Source organism: Streptomyces sp. HUAS 15-9, assembly GCF_025642155.1.
Lineage (GTDB): Bacteria > Actinomycetota > Actinomycetes > Streptomycetales > Streptomycetaceae > Streptomyces.
Genome location: NZ_CP106798.1, coordinates 1555986 through 1571524, shown reverse-complemented (window position 1 = coordinate 1571524; position 15539 = coordinate 1555986). Strand labels below are relative to the sequence as shown.

Annotated in this window: 15 protein-coding genes and 1 riboswitch; of the genes, 11 read left to right on the top strand and 4 right to left on the bottom strand. The window is 71.8% G+C overall.

What is annotated here, in order from left to right:
- The first annotated feature begins 88 nt into the window (after nucleotides 1-88).
- Nucleotides 89-547, top strand: coding sequence for an acyl-CoA thioesterase (locus N8I87_RS07095; protein ID WP_263206516.1), 459 nt, complete (start codon nucleotides 89-91; stop codon nucleotides 545-547).
- Here N8I87_RS07095 and N8I87_RS07090 read toward each other — a convergent pair.
- A complete protein-coding gene (locus N8I87_RS07090; RefSeq protein WP_263206515.1) occupies nucleotides 507-1721 on the bottom strand; it encodes an MFS transporter in 1215 nt (404 codons plus the stop codon). The two genes, N8I87_RS07095 and N8I87_RS07090, sit on opposite strands and share 41 nt — an antisense overlap.
- A gap of 122 nt (nucleotides 1722-1843) precedes the next feature.
- Between N8I87_RS07090 and N8I87_RS07085 the strand changes: the two genes are divergently transcribed.
- The gene (locus N8I87_RS07085; protein WP_263206514.1) at nucleotides 1844-3106 is read left to right on the top strand and encodes an ROK family transcriptional regulator; all 1263 of its coding nucleotides are present in this window, start codon (nucleotides 1844-1846) and stop codon (nucleotides 3104-3106) included.
- Between the two features lie 18 nt (nucleotides 3107-3124).
- Here the strand turns inward: N8I87_RS07085 and N8I87_RS07080 are convergent, their stop codons facing one another.
- A complete protein-coding gene (locus N8I87_RS07080) occupies nucleotides 3125-3877 on the bottom strand; it encodes an SDR family oxidoreductase (RefSeq protein ID WP_263206513.1) in 753 nt (250 codons plus the stop codon).
- 101 nt (nucleotides 3878-3978) lie between these two features.
- Nucleotides 3979-4869, bottom strand: a complete 891-nt coding sequence (locus N8I87_RS07075; RefSeq protein ID WP_263206512.1) for an RNA polymerase sigma-70 factor — start codon at nucleotides 4867-4869, stop codon at nucleotides 3979-3981.
- A 264-nt stretch (nucleotides 4870-5133) separates the two neighbouring features.
- Nucleotides 5134-5264, top strand: a riboswitch (FMN riboswitch).
- A 163-nt stretch (nucleotides 5265-5427) separates the two neighbouring features.
- Here N8I87_RS07075 and N8I87_RS07070 point away from each other — a divergent pair.
- From N8I87_RS07070 to N8I87_RS07030, 9 genes are all read left to right on the top strand, one after another.
- Nucleotides 5428-6033 (top strand): riboflavin synthase, encoded by a 606-nt coding sequence (locus tag N8I87_RS07070; RefSeq protein WP_263206511.1) that lies wholly within the window; start codon nucleotides 5428-5430, stop codon nucleotides 6031-6033.
- On the top strand, nucleotides 6030-6680 hold the full coding sequence (locus tag N8I87_RS07065) for a nicotinamide mononucleotide transporter family protein (RefSeq protein WP_263206510.1): 651 nt from the start codon (nucleotides 6030-6032) through the stop codon (nucleotides 6678-6680). Before N8I87_RS07070 ends, N8I87_RS07065 begins: the two co-directional genes overlap by 4 nt.
- Nucleotides 6677-8053, top strand: coding sequence for a bifunctional 3,4-dihydroxy-2-butanone-4-phosphate synthase/GTP cyclohydrolase II (locus N8I87_RS07060; protein WP_263206509.1), 1377 nt, complete (start codon nucleotides 6677-6679; stop codon nucleotides 8051-8053). The genes N8I87_RS07065 and N8I87_RS07060 overlap by 4 nt, the downstream gene beginning before the upstream one ends.
- A gap of 37 nt (nucleotides 8054-8090) precedes the next feature.
- The gene (gene ribH, locus N8I87_RS07055; protein WP_263206508.1) at nucleotides 8091-8576 is read left to right on the top strand and encodes a 6,7-dimethyl-8-ribityllumazine synthase; all 486 of its coding nucleotides are present in this window, start codon (nucleotides 8091-8093) and stop codon (nucleotides 8574-8576) included.
- A 33-nt stretch (nucleotides 8577-8609) separates the two neighbouring features.
- Nucleotides 8610-8882 carry a phosphoribosyl-ATP diphosphatase gene (locus N8I87_RS07050; protein ID WP_007491392.1) on the top strand — a complete coding sequence of 91 codons (273 nt, stop codon included), beginning with the start codon at nucleotides 8610-8612 and terminating at the stop codon, nucleotides 8880-8882.
- 71 nt (nucleotides 8883-8953) lie between these two features.
- Nucleotides 8954-9802, top strand: a complete 849-nt coding sequence (gene hisG / locus N8I87_RS07045) for an ATP phosphoribosyltransferase (protein ID WP_263206507.1) — start codon at nucleotides 8954-8956, stop codon at nucleotides 9800-9802.
- Between the two features lie 20 nt (nucleotides 9803-9822).
- Nucleotides 9823-10287 (top strand): PH domain-containing protein, encoded by a 465-nt coding sequence (locus N8I87_RS07040; protein ID WP_263206506.1) that lies wholly within the window; start codon nucleotides 9823-9825, stop codon nucleotides 10285-10287.
- A 204-nt stretch (nucleotides 10288-10491) separates the two neighbouring features.
- Nucleotides 10492-11826: a hemolysin family protein gene (locus N8I87_RS07035; protein WP_263206505.1), complete on the top strand. Its 1335-nt coding sequence runs from the start codon at nucleotides 10492-10494 to the stop codon at nucleotides 11824-11826.
- Nucleotides 11823-12908 (top strand): hemolysin family protein, encoded by a 1086-nt coding sequence (locus tag N8I87_RS07030; RefSeq protein WP_263206504.1) that lies wholly within the window; start codon nucleotides 11823-11825, stop codon nucleotides 12906-12908. Before N8I87_RS07035 ends, N8I87_RS07030 begins: the two co-directional genes overlap by 4 nt.
- Nucleotides 12909-13296: 388 nt before the next feature.
- Here the strand turns inward: N8I87_RS07030 and N8I87_RS07025 are convergent, their stop codons facing one another.
- Entirely contained in the window at nucleotides 13297-15159 is a 1863-nt protein-coding gene (locus tag N8I87_RS07025) for an AAA family ATPase (RefSeq protein ID WP_263216338.1), read from the bottom strand.
- Nucleotides 15160-15539 lie beyond the last annotated feature (380 nt).

The window sequence follows — 15539 nt, the reverse complement described above, 5'->3', positions numbered from 1 at the left end:
CCAGGGGACTTCCCGACCGGGACTCCTGAGCGCTCGCTTAGGATGGGGTGTCCCCACCGCCCCACCCGCACGCTCAGGAGTCCCTCCCGTGACCGCCGAAGCCCCGATCGCCCCCGCCCTGTCGTACGGCCGGCTGATACCAGTCACCGTCCACTTCGACGACCTCGACGCGCTCGGACTGCTGCACAACGCCCGCTATCCGCTGATGGTCGAGCGCGCCTGGACCGAGCTGTGCAACGAGTACGGCATCCGCTTCGACGGCGACTGGGAGGCCGCCGGCGACGCCTGCAACGCGGTCAAGGAACTGCGGATCGGCTACGAGGCACCGGTGACCAGGCCCGGCGCCTACGCCGTGCACCTGTGGCTGGAGCGGCTCGGCAGCACCGGCCTGACCTACGGTTTCCGCTTCTGCTCGACCGACGGAGCGGTCACCTACGCCCACGGCACCCGGGTGCTGGTCCGGCTGGACGCGGCGACGCTGCGCCCGGTGCCGTGGAGCGAGGGCTTCAGGGCCGCGGGTCGGGAACTGCTGCGGCCCGCGGACTGACCTCGGTCCTGCCGTCGCGCCCGCCGACCCGCAGCACGCCCGCGAAGACCACGAGTCCGCAGGCCAGCGCGGTGACCAGGACGAACGACACCACCAGGCTCGTCGCCTGCGCCACCCCGCCGATCAGGCTGGGCGCGATCAGGCCCGAGGTGTAGGTGATGGTCGCCACGCCCGCTATGGCCTGACTGGGGTTCGGGCCGCTGTGTCCGGCCGCCGCGAAGCACAGCGGTACGACGACCGCGATCCCGAGGCCCATCAGCGCGAACCCGCCCATCGCCACGGCGGGATGGCCCGCGACGACGATCAGCAGCCCGCCGACGACGGTGAGAACGCCGCCGGCACGGACGGTGCGGACCGCGCCGAAGCGGTTCACCACCGCGTCCCCGGCGATCCGGGCCACCGCCATGGTCAGCATGAATCCGGTCGTCGCCACCGCCGCCAGACCGGCCGAGCTGTCCAGCCGGTCCCGCAGGAATACCGCCGACCAGTCCAGGCTGGCCCCCTCCGCGAACACCGCGCAGAAGCCGACCGCGCCGATCAGCAGCGCCGACCCGGGCGGCAGCGCGAACCTCGGCGGCGGCTCCTCGTCCTCGGCGGGCTGGAGGTCCAGGACCCGGCCCGCGGCCAGGATGCCGAGCGCCGTGAGCGTGGCCGCCGCCAGGGCGAAGTGCAGGCGTGCGTCGGAGCCCAGATGGGCGGCGAGGGTGCCGGCCGCGGAGCCGATGAGTGCGCCCGCGCTCCACATGCCGTGCAGCCCGGACATGATCGACCTGTCGAGCAGCCGCTCCACCTCGACGCCCAGCGCGTTCATGGCCACGTCGGCCATGCCCGCGCTCGCCCCGTAGACGAACATCGCGAGGCACAGCGTGTACAGGTTCGGTGCCAGCGACGGAAGGACCAGGGACAGCGTCCACAGGGCGATCAGCCCGCGCAGGGCCGTCCGGCTGCCGAAGCGATGGCTGATCCGGCCCGCCAACGGCATCGAGCACGAGGCGCCGAACGCCGTGAAGGCCAGCGCGAACCCGAGCTGCCCCGCCCCGAGCGAGGCGTGGTCCTGGATCCACGGCACGCGGGTCGCGAACGAGCCGGTGACGGCGCCGTGCACGGCGAACACGGCCGCCACGGCGTACCGGGCGCGCCTCACCTCATGCTGGTCGTAGACCACGTCACTCATGTTGCAGCCCCTCCCCGGACGGTTGTCACCCGGCTGTACCGCCGTAAACTATCAGGGACCCTTCCTGATAGATAGGCGCGATACGGCCGGGTACGCAGTGCCGGTCTGGGAGGATTCCCGTCATGCCCGCATCACCGAGCACCGCCCGGGCCATCAACGACCGGCTCGCCCTGCGGCTGCTGCAGCGCGAAGGCCCGCTGACGGCAGGCCAGTTGAAACAGCTGACCGGACTGTCCCGGCCCACGGTGGCCGACCTCGTCGAACGCCTCACCGCGTCCGGCCTGATCACGGTCGTCGGGGAGGCGGGTGAGCAGCGCCGCGGCCCGAACGCCCGGCTGCACGGCATCGTCGCCGACCGGGCCCATCTGGCCGCGCTCGACGTCCGCACCGCGAGCGTCTCCGTACTGGTGTCCGACCTGCTCGGCCGGGTGCTCGCCGAGGCCGCCGGGCCGATCGGCGGGGACACCGGGACCGGGCCCGCCCTGGAACAGGCGACGGCGCTGGTGGAGCGGGCGGTCAAGGACGCCGGGGCCGAGCAACCGCACACCGTCGGGATCGGCGCGCCTGGCCTCATCGACCCCGCCACCGGGGAGCTCCGCGACTCGGCGGGCCTGCCCGCCTGGCACCGCCGACTGGTCGCCGCGCTCCAGGAACGCTTCCCCGAGGCCCGCGTCAGCGTCGAGAACGAGACCAACCTCGCCGCCCTGGCCGAGCAGGAGGAGGGCGTGGCCCGGGACCGGGACACCTTCGTCCTCCTCTGGCTGGGCCACAGCCCGGGCGCCGCCGTCGTCCTCGACGGCAGCCTCCGCCGCGGGGCCTCCGGCGGCACGGGCGAGATCGGCTTCCTACCGGTCCCGGGCACCCCCGCCCTGCCCTCCGCCACGGACTGCGAGGGCGGCTACCACTCCCTGGTCGGATCGACGGCCATCGCCCAGCTGGCGGCCGAGCACGGACTCTGGGACAGCGCTGCCGACCTGTCCGAGCCGGGCGCGGTGGCGGGGCTGGTGCGGGGGGTGGTGGAGGCGGTCGGGGAGGACGGCGCGGGCGGCGGCGCGGACCGCGTGACTTCGCCGACCTCACCACCCTCGCCACAGGCCGAGGAGGCCGCCGCTCGCTTTCTCGATGCCCTTGCCGAGCGGATCGCCCTCGGTGTGGCCTCCGTCGTCGCCATCCTGGACCCGGGGTGCGTGGTCCTCGGCGGGGAGGTCGGGAAGGCCGGGGGAGGAGTGCTCGCCAGGTGGGTGGAGGAGCGGATCCGTCGGATGTCGCCGCTGGTCACCGAGGTGCGGGCAAGCGGCCTGGGCGGCTCGGCCGTCCTGCGCGGCGCCCTGCTGACAGCGCGCGAGCGGGCCCAGGACGAGCTCTTCGCACCGCCGGAGCGGTAGCCCCGGGCCCGCTCTGCCTCACCTCCCGCCGCCGTCCCCGAACCGGGCCGCCAGGTACTCCTCGAACGTTCCCTTGCCCACCGCCCGCGCGGGTGTGAGGTGGCCGCCGCCGCGGAAGGCCCGGGCTGTTCTGCCGGGCAGGGGGAGGGACACCACCGGGCGGCGCCGACCGGTCGCCTTCAGGTAGGCGCGGGCCAGGGAGTCGAGCGTCCGTACCTCCGGTCCGCCCATGTCCGCGACCCGTCCCGCGGGCGCCCCGGCCGCCAACTCGGCCAGTCGGTCCGCCACTTCGGCCACCTCGATCGGCTGGTCCGAGATCCCGGCCGGAAGCAGCATCACGGGCGGCTTGGCCAGTGCCTGGAAAAGCTGCACCGGCAGATCGTGGAACTGGGTCGCCCGCAGCACCGTCCAGCCGAGCCCCGACTCCTCGACCAGCCTCTCCACGGCGAGCTTGGACTTGTAGTAGCCGAGCGGCACCCGGTCGATGCCGACGATCGAGATGTGGACGAGATGGCCGACACCCGCCCGGCGCGCCGCCGCGATCAGGTTCCGTGCCGCTGCCTCGTCACCCTTCGGCGAGCTCGCGCAGTGCACGACGGTGTCCACGCCCGCGACGGCCGTGTCCAGGCCGGACCCGCCTTCGCGCAGGTCGACGGCGTAGGGCTGGGTGTGCCGGCTGAGCACCCGCACCTCGTGCCCGCCGGCGCGCAGCCGCTCGACGACGAGCCGGCCGAGGGTTCCGGTGCCGCCGGTCACCAGGATCGTGGTCATGCTGTTGAGCCTTTCGGACGCCGGGCGCCCCGGGATGGAGCACCCTTCGTCAACTGAGACCGGACAGCCCCCGCGAGATGTGACATTCCCGCGGCGCGTTTTCAGTGACGTGCGAGCTGGCGGCGTACGAAGTCCAGTTTGTCTGGATTCACCACGGCCCGCGCGTGCGCGATCAGCCCGTCCCGCACCTCGAGGCAGACGACACCGACCAGCGCGTCGCCGTCCCACACGACCAGCGCGCTCGCGCCGTTGACCTCGGCCGCCGTGTAGGAGAAGCCCGCCGTGAACCGCACGGCTCCGCCCACCAGGAAACGCAGGACCTTGTCGCGGCCCTCGATCGGCCGCCGGGCCGCCGAGACCTTGCCGCCGCCGTCGCTCCACCAGGTCACATCGGCCGCGAGCAGCTTCTCCAGGCCGGCCAGATCGCCGTCGCGGGCGGCCGTGATGAACGAGGCGACGAGCCTCTCCTGCTGCTCGGGAGCCGGATCGAACCGTCCCTCCGGCGCCGCCACCCGCCGCACCGCCCGCCGGTACAGCTGACGGCAGTTGGCCTCGCCCAGGTCGAGCAGGCCGGCGATCTCCCGGTGCCCGTAGCCGAACGCCTCCCGCAGCACGTACACCGCCCGCTCGGTCGGCGTCAGCCGCTCCAGCAGGACCAGCATCGCCATCGACACCGCGTCCCGCCGCTCCGCCGACTCCAGGGGCCCGAGTGCGCCGTCGGAGGTGATCACCGGCTCCGGCAGCCAGTCGCCGACGTACTGCTCGCGCCGGGCGCGGGCCGAGGTCAGCCGGTTGAGGCAGAGATTGGTGACCGTTCTGGCCAGCCAGGCCGACGGATGCTCGATGTGCGCGCGGTCCGGGCCGTCGAAACGCACGAACGCGTCCTGGACCGTGTCCTCGGCCTCCTCGGCGGAGCCGAGCATCCGATAGGCCAGGCCGAACAGGCGCGGGCGGTGGGCTTCGAATTCCTCGGCGATCGGCGTCGTCGTCATGCGCTCACCCTGCCAGAGCACGCGGAACGGCCGGCACGGCCGGTACGCGCGGCGACCCGGCGGCGGGCAAGGGCCGTCGTCACCGCCGCCGGGCCCGCTCGAACACTAAAAGGACTAGACCATTCAGGTCAATGGGTCGCGCAACCGGATCCGACGGATCGTCAGCGGACCGTGGAAGTCCAGCGATACGGTCTGTGAGCCAACCCACACGCCTCGTCTGTATGGATGACGATCGGGCGTGGCACACTGGCCCTGTACCAGAAGCAGCGCACTCCGGGGTCGGTGAAAGTCCGAACCGGCGGTTACAGTCCGCGACCCGGTCGCTTCCAGCGGCCGGTTGACCAGGTGAAATTCCTGGACCGACGGTTAAAGTCCGGATGGGAGGCAGTGCGCGGCGGGCGGGCATGCACGTGTGCGCGCCGCCGTATCTGGGCTCGTCCGCAGCCGGACGGGTCCTTCTCGGCGTCGGCAGAGCTCATGGTCTTGCTCACCCGTAGATTCTGTCGTCATCGACAGGCCCCGGAGTCCGTGCCCCAATGTGGCAGGAGGACCCGGGAAGTGTTCACCGGAATCGTCGAAGAGCTGGGTGAAGTCACCGCCGTCGAGACCCTCGGCGACGCCTCCCGCTTCCGACTGCGCGGCCCCGTAGTGACCGAGGGCGCGCAGCACGGCGACTCCATCGCCGTGAACGGGGTCTGTCTCACCGTCGTGGAGCACGAGGGCGACGAGTTCACCGCCGATGTCATGGCCGAGACCCTGGACCGCTCCAGCCTGGGCGTCCTCACCGTCGGCTCCCGCGTCAACCTGGAGCGCCCCACCGCCGTCGGCGCGCGCCTCGGCGGGCACATCGTGCAGGGGCACGTGGACGGCACCGGCCAGGTGCTGGAGCGCAAGCCCTCCGAGAACTGGGAGATCGTGAAGGTCTCACTGCCCGCGGACCTCGCCCGCTACGTCGTCGAGAAGGGCTCCATCACCGTCGACGGCATCAGCCTCACCGTCGTCGAGGCCGGCCCCGACTACTTCACCGTCAGCCTCATCCCCACCACCCTCGCCCTGACCACGCTCGGCCTCAAGCAGCCCGGCGACCCGGTCAACCTCGAGGTCGACGTCATCGCCAAGTACGTCGAGCGGCTGCTCGCGGCCGGTCAGGGGGCCGACCGGTGAGCTGGCTCAACTCCGAGGCGTTCGTCCTGTTCGGCCAGCACATCATCTGGTCGGACATGGCCGGCAACATCCTCGGTCTCATCGCGCTCGCCCTCGGCTGGCGCCGCTCCCTGCTGACCTGGCCGGTGCAGTTCCTCTCCGGCCTGGTCCTCTTCGCGGCCTTCTACGGCCACCTCGCGGGCAGCGCCGGCAAGCAGGTCGTCGTCATCGCCGTCGCGCTCTACGGCTGGTGGCAGTGGAACCGCAACAAGGGCCGGCCCGAAGACGGAGGTGACGGCCACATCGCCCCGCGGTTCGCCACCTGGCGCGAGCGCGCCGCGATGGCCGCCGCCGCGGCCGCCGGCACCGTCGCGGTGGCCCTGCTCTTCAAGGCGTACCCGACCCTGTCCTGGGACCCTTGGCCGGACGCCTACATCTTCGTCGGCACCGTCGTCGCCATGTACGCGCAGGCCCGCGGCATGGTCGAGTTCTGGATCGCCTGGCTGCTCGTCGACCTGGTCGGCGTGCCGCTGAACTTCGCCAACGGCTACGCCTTCTCCGGCTTCGTCTACGTCATATACGGCGCACTCGTCCTGTGGGGCATGCGCGACTGGTGGCTGCGCTCCCGCGGGGACGCGCGGCCCGTCCTGGAAGGAGCGCCGGCATGACCGCCCGCCCGTCACCCACCACCATCCTGAACGGGGCCCTGCGCGCCACCCCTTCGGTCCCGCCGCTGCTCTACAGCACCGACTCCCCCGAGCACATCGAGGACTTCCGGCTCGACCCGGTCGAGCAGGCCATCGCCGACATCGCCGCCGGCCGCCCGATCGTGGTCGTCGACGACGAGGACCGGGAGAACGAGGGCGACCTCGTCATCGCCGCCGAGAAGGCGACCCCCGAGATCATCGCCTTCATGATGAGCGAGTGCCGCGGACTGATCTGCGCACCCATGGAGGGCAAGGAGCTGGACCGGCTGCGGCTGCCGCAGATGGTCGAGGACAACACCGAGTCGATGCAGACCGCGTTCACCGTATCCGTGGACGCCTCGGCCGCCCACGGTGTGAGCACCGGAATCTCGGCCTCGGACCGCGCGACCACGCTCCAGCTGCTCGCGAGCGGCACCGCTGAGCCCACCGACTTCGTGCGCCCCGGCCATGTCTTCCCGCTGCGCGCCCGGCCCGGTGGCGTCCTGGTCCGCAACGGCCACACGGAGGCGGCCGTCGACCTCGCCCGCCTCGCGGGCCTGCGCCCGGCCGGTGCGATCGTCGAGATCGCCGGTGAGGACGGCCGCATGCTGCGCCTGCCCGAGCTGATCCCGTTCGCCCGCAAGCACGGCCTGACGATCATCTCCATCGAGGACCTGATCGCCCACCGCCGCGCCGCCGAGCCCACCGTGCGCCGTGAGGCCGAGGTCCATCTGCCCACCAAGCACGGCGCGTTCACGGCCTACGGCTACCGCGCCACCGCCGACGGCGTCGAGCACGTCGCCCTCGTCCACGGTGAGATCGGCGACGGCGAGGACGTCCTCGTCCGCGTCCACTCCGAATGCCTCACCGGCGACGTCTTCGGCTCCGCGCGCTGCGACTGCGGCCCCCAGCTGGACGCCTCGCTGGAGCGCATCCAGGAGGAGGGCCGGGGTGTGGTGGTCTACCTGCGCGGACACGAGGGCCGCGGCATCGGACTGCTGTCCAAGCTGCGCGCCTACGAGCTGCAGGAACAGGGCCACGACACCCTCGACGCCAACCTCGAACTCGGCCTGCCCGCCGACGCCCGCGACTACGGCGCGGGCGCGCGGATCCTGGCGGACCTCGGCGTCCGCAGCCTGCGGCTGATGACCAACAACCCCGACAAGACCGATGCGCTGCTGCGCCACGGACTCAAGGTCACCGGGCGCGAGCCGATGCCCGTACAGGCGGGCGAGCACAACCTCCGCTACCTGCGCACCAAGCGGGACCGGATGGGCCACGACCTGCCCTGGCTGGACACACCTTCCGTGCCGGCTTCCGTGGCCGCGTCCGCAGCGACCTGTGGCAACCAGTAAGACCAGCAGAACCAGCAGAACAGCACTGAGGAGAGACGTGAGCGGCAAGGGCGCACCGGAACTGTCCGTACGCAACGCGAGCGACCTGCGGGTCGCCGTCATCGCGGCGCAGTGGCACGAGAAGGTGATGGACGGTCTGGTGGACGGCGCCCTGCGCGCCCTGCGCGACCTGGGGATCGACGAGCCGACCCTGCTGCGGGTCCCCGGCAGCTGGGAGCTTCCGGTCGCCGCCAAGGCCCTCGCGGGCCGCGGCTACGACGCGGTCGTCGCGCTCGGCGTCGTCATCCGCGGCGGCACCCCCCACTTCGACTACGTGTGCCAGGGCGTCACCCAGGGCCTGGCCCAGGTCTCCGTGGAGACCGGCGTCCCCGTCGGCTTCGGCCTGCTCACCTGTGACAACGAGGAGCAGGCCCTGGACCGGGCCGGCCTTGAGGGCTCCAACGAGGACAAGGGGCACGAGGCGGTGACGGCGGCGGTGGCGACCGCGATCACCCTCCGCTCAGTATCTGAACCCTGGCACTAGGGGATCGCCCGAACCGCGTAGGGTGGGGCCATCATGTCCAAGAAGACGTTCGAGGAGCTCTTCACCGAGCTCCAGCACAAGGCCGCCCACGGCGATCCCGCCACGTCCCGCACCGCCGAACTGGTCGGAAAGGGCGTCCATGCCATCGGCAAGAAGGTCGTCGAGGAGGCCGCCGAGGTCTGGATGGCCGCCGAGTACGAGGGCAAGGAGGCGGCCGCCGAGGAGATCTCGCAGTTGCTGTACCACGTCCAGGTGATGATGGTCGCCCGCGGGATCTCCCTGGACGACGTCTACGCCCACCTCTGAGCCGTAAGAGCACGTCGCACACCGTACGCACGAACAGCACACCGCAGGCACGAACAAAGGAAGCCGACCTCATGCTGCGCATCGCCGTCCCCAACAAGGGTTCCCTGTCCGGCCCTGCGGCGGAGATGCTGCATGAGGCCGGCTACCGGCAGCGCCGGGAGTCCAAGGAACTGCGGATCGTCGACCCGGCGAACGAGGTCGAGTTCTTCTACCTCCGCCCCCGCGACATCGCGATCTACGTGTCCTCCGGCCGGCTCGACATCGGCATCACCGGCCGCGATCTGCTCGTGGACTCCGGCGCCAACGCCGAGGAGATCCTGCCGCTCGGCTTCGCCCGCTCCACCTTCCGCTACGCCACCAAGCCCGGCACGGCCAAGAGCGTCGAGGACCTGAACGGCCTGACGGTCGCCACCTCCTACGAGGGCATCGTCGCCAAGCACCTTGCCGACAACGGCGTCGACGCCTCCGTCGTCCACCTCGACGGCGCCGTGGAGACCGCCATCGAGCTGGGGGTCGCCGAGATCATCGCGGACGTCGTCGAGACCGGCACCTCGCTGCGCAACGCGGGGCTGGAGGTCTTCGGCGAGCCGATCATGACGTCCGAGGCGGTGGTGATCCGCCGCACCGGCGCCGACGCCGAGGAATCCAAGGTCCAGCAGTTCCTGCGCCGCCTCCAGGGCGTCCTGGTGGCCCGGACGTACGTGATGATGGACTACGACTGCCGCGTCGAGCAGCTGGAGAAGGCCGTCGCCCTCACCCCGGGCCTGGAGTCCCCCACCATCTCCCCCCTGCACAACGAGGGGTGGGTCGCCGTCCGCGCCATGGTCCCCGCCAAGGACGCGCAGCGGATCATGGACGACCTGTACGCCATCGGTGCCCGGGCCATCCTGACCACGGCCATCCACGCCTGCCGCCTCTGATCACGGGACGCCGCACACCGATGTCCGAACAGACCCCCCTTCCCGCCCTCCCCGTCACCTTCCGGCCGGGCCGCACCCGTGCGATTCTGCTCACAGCCGGCGTGGTGATCTTCGTGATCATTTCGGGCATCGCCCTGCTGCTGGAACAGCTCGGCCCGGGGGAGAAGCTCACCTTCGTCGTCACCGGCGGGCTCATCTTCTGGGTGCTGGCCCTGCTCGCCCGGGTGAAGGTCGTCGCCGACGAGTCCGGCGTCACCGTGGTGAACATCGCCAGCAAAAGGCACCTGGAATGGGCGGAAATCCTCCAGGTGAACCTGCGCCCCGGCGACCCCTGGGTGTTCCTGAACCTCAGCGACGGCACCAGCCTGCCCGCGCTCGGCATCCAGCCGGGCGTCGCCAAGCAGCGCGCCATCGCCGACGCGCGTACGCTGCGGGCGCTCGCCGAGGCCCGCGCCATACACGATCCCGGTCAAGATCAGGGCTGACTCGGGGTCGTCCACCCTGCCGCATCGGGCCGTGTCTTGATTAATCTGGTGGCGGAGACGTTCACGTTGCGCCTCCGCCCCTGTAGTGCCGGCCGGCGCGCAGGGGTTCCTGCTACCCGAGGAGTGACTCCCTCCAGCGATGGACGGATCGTCCTGTAGTACCTGCGCCGCCCCCTACCGACATAGCGCGGAGGCGGCGGCATCATGACCATCCCCCTGCTGCTCCTCGGAGCGGCGTTCCTGCTGATCCTGGCCAACGGATTCTTCGTGGCGGCCGAGTTCGGCCTGGTGACGGTCGAGCGGCCGGATGCCGAGAAGGCCGCCGCCGAGGGCGACAAACGCGCCCGTACGGTCGTCGAGGCCCTCAAGGAGCTGTCCTTCCAGCTCTCCGGCACCCAGCTCGGCATCACCATCACCTCCCTCGTCGTCGGCATGCTCGCCGAACCGGCCCTCGCGGGGCTCCTGAGCGGCCCGTTCGCCGCGATCGGCGTCCCGGACGGCGCGGTCTCCGGCGTCGCCGTGGTCGTCGGCATGCTGCTCGCCTCGGCGATCCAGATGGTGATCGGCGAACTCGTACCCAAGAACTGGGCGGTGTCCAGGCCCCTGCAGGTCGCGCGGTTCGTCGCCGGCCCGCAGCACCGTTTCTCCCGGCTGTTCCGCCCGGTGATCTCCGGTCTGAACACGGTCGCCAACCGGCTCGTACGCGCCCTGGGCGTGGAGCCCACCGAGGAACTGGCCTCCGCCCGCACCCCCGGCGAGCTCGTCTCGCTGGCCCGGCACTCCGCCCAGGCCGGCGCCCTGGAGCAGGACACGGCCGACCTCTTCGTACGGACGCTGTCCCTCGGTGAGCTGACCGCGCAGCACGTCATGACCCCACGCGTGAAGGTCAGTGCGCTCCAGGACTCGGCCACCGCCGAGGACGTGGTCAATCTGACCCGGGCCACCGGTCTGTCCCGCTTCCCCGTCTACCGGGAGAAGATCGACGAGATCGTCGGCATGGTCCACCTCAAGGACGCCCTGGCGATCGCGTCACGCGACCGGCTGCGTACCCCGGTCGGCCGTATTGCCAGCAGGGCGCTGCTGGTCCCCGAGACGCTCCCCGTGCAGCCGCTGCTCGCGCGTCTGCGCAGCGAGCAGCCCATCGCGGTCGTCGTCGACGAGTACGGCGGCACGGCGGGCGTGGTCACCCTGGAGGACATCGTCGAGGAACTCGTCGGCGAGGTCCGCGACGAGCACGACCGGCCGGACGCGCCCGAACTCGCCGCGGCGCCGCCGCAGGACGGCAGGCCCGCGTGGGACGTCGACGGCAGCGTCCGGGTCGACATCCTGCAGCGCATAGGCCTGGACGTGCCCGAGGGCCCCTACGAGACCGTCGCCGGCCTGGTGGCCGACCTGCTCGGCCGTATCCCGGCGCCCGGCGACAAGGCGGAACTGCCCGGCTGGCGGCTGTCGGTGCGCCAGGTCGGGCACTACCGCGCGGAGCGGGTCCGGCTGGTCCGGACGGCCCCGGCGGTGAACGTCATGGAGGCCGCCCGATGAGCGTGCTCCAACTGGTCTTCGCCATGCTGCTCGTGCTCGCCAACGGTTTCTTCGTCGGCGCCGAGTTCGCGCTCGTGTCCGTGCGCCGCAGCCAGATCGAACCGCTCGGCACGGCACGGGCCCGCCAGGTGCTGTACGGCCTCGAGCGGCTGCCGCAGATGATGGCCGCCGCCCAGTTCGGCATCACCGTCTGCTCGCTGACCCTGGGCGCGGTCGCCGAGCCCACGGTGGCCCATCTGCTTGAACCCGTGTTCGAGGCGGTTCATCTTCCCGACGGCATGATTCACCCGCTCGGGTATGTCATCGCCCTTGCCGCGGTGGTCTTCTTCCACCTGGTCATCGGCGAGATGGTGCCGAAGAACCTCGCGATGGCGGCGCCGGAGAAGGCCGCGCTGTGGCTCAGCCCGGGGCTTGTCGCCTTCGCCCGCGTCTGCCGGCCGATCACGGTGGCCCTCGGCGCCTGCGCCCAGGGCATCCTGCGGCTCTTCCGCGTCGAGCCGAAGGACGAGGTGGAGGCCGTCGTCACCAGCGAGCAGCTCAACCGGCTGCTGGAGGACTCCGGCCAGGCCGGCCTCCTCGCCCCCGAGGAGCAGGAGCGCCTGGAGGACGCGCTGGAACTGGGCTCGCGCCCGGTCACCGATGTGCTCCTCAGACGTGAGTCGCTGGTCACGGTGACTCCGTCGGTCACCCCGGGGGAGATCGTCCGGCTCACCGCCCGGACCGGTTTCTCGCGCTTCCCGGTGGCCGCGGAGAAGGGCGCCTTCATGGGGTACGTGCACGTGAAGGACGTACTGGACCTGGAGGACTCGGACCGGGCCGTACCGCAGCACGTCTGGCGGCCCATGACCACCCTGCGCTGCGAGCTGCCGCTCGACGACGCGCTCACGGTCATGCGGCGCGCCGCGACCCACCTGGCCCAGGTGGCCGACGCGTCCGGCAAGGTCCTCGGCCTGGTCGCGCTGGAGGACGTACTGGAACTCCTGGTCGGCGAGGTCCGCGACCCGGCCCACCGCGCGACCCCGGAACCGAAGGTGACAGAACCCCGGGCAAGCGACGAACCGGAGGAGGCCCTGGCCGGCTGAGCGCGCACCCGACGGGGGCGCGTCGGCACGTGCTGACCGATCAGGCGTGGGCGGTGACCCGGCCCGTCGGTTCGTGTGGCCGGAGCCCTCTGTTTCGGCCCCCGGCTGAGTGCTGATGGGTTCACAAGGCGGTCGAGTCGATGCGGACGATCGACCAGTCCATGGCCCCGAAGGTATCGGAGTGCTGCTGGGCGTGGCCCAGGTGCCCGTCGGCCGACCAGGAGCCCGAGGCGGATCGACCACGAAGATCCACCTCACCTGTGGCGGTGCCGGTCGGCAACCGGCCGGCCCAGGGCCCCGTGCGCCGCGTGCCCCCGGGCCCCGCGCCTGCGGGCCGCCGGTCTCGCGGCTCCCCGTGGCCCGCCGAGGGGCGGACCACGGGGGCGTGTCACATGGCCGACGGGTCCTGTGGGCCCCGGCCCGACAGGACCTCCCCGTATGCCTGCATCAGGTCCGGGAGCCGGAGGGTCGCCAGGTCGTCGCGGGACAGGACGCCGGGGTAGGTCGACAGTCGCAGGTCCCGGTAGGCGCAGCTCTTCTCGTACAGCGTCCGCAGGAAGCGCCCGTTCCCCAGTTCGTCGATCCATCCCTGGTCGACGACGTGCCCGGCGATGGACCGCAGCTCGTCCAGGGCCTCCTCGTCCCACACGTCGCCGTTCTCCGCGGCGAGCACCTCGCCGATCGAGGTGAGTTCGAGGGGCCGGTACGAGGGGAAGTCGACGCGGGTCGTGAAGCGGGAGGACAGGCCCGGGTTGGCGGCCAGCAGACGGTCCATGCCCTCCGGGTAGCCGGCCAGGATCACCACCAGGTGGTCCCGGTTGTCCTCGGCCCGCTTGAGAAGGACCTGCAGGGCCTCGTCGCCGTACGCGTCGCCCTTGCCGTAGCCCGAGTTGGAGAGCGAGTAGGCCTCGTCGACGAACAGCACACCGCCGATCGCGGAGTCGATCAGTTCGTTGGCCTTCACCGCGGTCTGGCCCAGATACTCGCCGACGAGGTCCGCCCGCTGGGCCTCCACCAGATGGTCGCCGCCGAGCAGGCCGAGGGCGTAGAAGACACGGCCCAGGATGCGCGCGACCGTGGTCTTGCCGGTGCCCGAGGGGCCGGAGAAGACGAAGTGGCGCTTCGGCGGCTGCACCGGCAGCCCCTGCCCGGCCCGCAGCCGCGCCATGTTCAACTGGGCGGACAGCGCCTTGACCTGGCGTTTGACGGGCTCCAGCCCCACCATGCGCTCAAGCTCGGCGAGCGCCTCCTCGAGCAGCGCGGGGTCGGTGGGCCCGGCGGGCAGGGGCGAGGGTACGACGGTCTTCTCCCGCACCGCCGGGTCGGTCACCGACGACAGCGGACCGGCGGGCGGCAGATCAGGCTCGGGGAACCGCAGGTCGCGGCCCTCGGTGCCGAAGAGGGGATCGAGCACATCGGGACCGTCCACGCTGTCCTGCCCGGCGCCGGTGAGCGTGATCGCCGCGAGGCCGGCCGCGTCGTCGTACCCGTCGCCCTCGGCGATCGCGGCCAGCCGGGCCGAGGTGTCCATGAACGCGGCGTCGACCTGGTGCACGGCCCGGTACAGCGGCAGTGCCGCCGCGCTGCGCCCCGTGCCCTCGTGGGCCCGGGCCAGCCAGTACCGCAGCTCCTTGCGCTGGGGCTGTTCGCTGCGGCACCGCATCAGGGCCGCCGACAGCAGCGGCTCCGCCTGGCCGTAGGTCTCCAGCCGGACCCGTGCCATGCCGCCGAACAGGCCCGCCTCGATGCCCAGCAGGGTGTCGTCGAGCAGCGGGTCGGTGTGCCGGACCAACTGCTCCCAGTCCTTGACCAGATAGGCCCGGCAGGCGTGCAGAAAGCGGACCTGCGGGTCGGCGTCCACGGGCGGGAGCCCGGCGAGAGCCCGGTCCAGCTCCGGGACGTGGCGGCCGTCCAGCCAGTGCGAGGCGTGCGCGAGCAGCAGGTCGCGCGGGCTCTCCAGCACCGGCTGCACCCACCAGCCCAGCCAGTACCAGGAGTTGAGCGTGCGGCGGTGGCGGGCGCGCTGCTCGCCGAAGCGGTCCCGGTGCCGGAACATCCTGAGCAGCGCGGTCGTCGTGTCGACGCGCAGCGCGTGCAGCCCCAGCCAGGCGTCGGCCATGCCGGGATCCATCCGCACCGCGGTGCGGAACTCCTCCTCCGCCTGCGGATAGGCACCCATCGTGTAGGCGTCCACGCCTCGCAGCCAGGCGAGGTCGGCCGGGGCCTCGGGGCCCTGCGTGCCGAAGTCCATCACGTCCCCCACAAACCGCGCCCCCATACGTTCGCCACCGGGCACTCGCCCGACCGCCGCCGTGGTCGAACCGCTGTGCCACGGACCGGAGTTGAAGGTGCGCGAAGCAGCCGTCCGAAGGTCGCACCGAGGGCATCGTACCTGCGGGCCGGGTGCCCGCCGAAGGGTGTCGCACGGGCCGTTTGACGAGGTGGGAGCAGATGGGGCGCACGCGGCGCGGTGACCGAGGGTGAGCGAATCGGTGCACGTGGCTTCCGGAAAGCGGGCTCCGGGCAGAACGAAGCCCCCGATCACGGGGGAACAACCGGGGGCTTCGCGTCTATGGGGCGGCGCCAATGACCGCTTATTGAGAACGTAAGTCCTGTACGGCTCCCGGGTCA

Bases quoted from the DNA above. Each gene is read 5' to 3' on its own strand.
- N8I87_RS07035 (WP_263206505.1), top strand. From the start codon at position 10,492: ATGACCATCCCCCTGCTGCTCCTCGGAGCGGCGTTCCTGCTGATCCTG.
- N8I87_RS07080 (WP_263206513.1), bottom strand. From the start codon at position 3,877: ATGACCACGATCCTGGTGACCGGCGGCACCGGAACCCTCGGCCGGCTC.
- N8I87_RS07090 (WP_263206515.1), bottom strand. From the start codon at position 1,721: ATGAGTGACGTGGTCTACGACCAGCATGAGGTGAGGCGCGCCCGGTAC.
- N8I87_RS07085 (WP_263206514.1), top strand. From the start codon at position 1,844: ATGCCCGCATCACCGAGCACCGCCCGGGCCATCAACGACCGGCTCGCC.
- N8I87_RS07050 (WP_007491392.1), top strand. From the start codon at position 8,610: ATGTCCAAGAAGACGTTCGAGGAGCTCTTCACCGAGCTCCAGCACAAG.
- N8I87_RS07060 (WP_263206509.1), top strand. From the start codon at position 6,677: ATGACCGCCCGCCCGTCACCCACCACCATCCTGAACGGGGCCCTGCGC.
- N8I87_RS07030 (WP_263206504.1), top strand. From the start codon at position 11,823: ATGAGCGTGCTCCAACTGGTCTTCGCCATGCTGCTCGTGCTCGCCAAC.
- N8I87_RS07075 (WP_263206512.1), bottom strand. From the start codon at position 4,869: ATGACGACGACGCCGATCGCCGAGGAATTCGAAGCCCACCGCCCGCGC.
- hisG (WP_263206507.1), top strand. From the start codon at position 8,954: ATGCTGCGCATCGCCGTCCCCAACAAGGGTTCCCTGTCCGGCCCTGCG.
- N8I87_RS07040 (WP_263206506.1), top strand. From the start codon at position 9,823: ATGTCCGAACAGACCCCCCTTCCCGCCCTCCCCGTCACCTTCCGGCCG.
- N8I87_RS07025 (WP_263216338.1), bottom strand. From the start codon at position 15,159: ATGGACTTCGGCACGCAGGGCCCCGAGGCCCCGGCCGACCTCGCCTGG.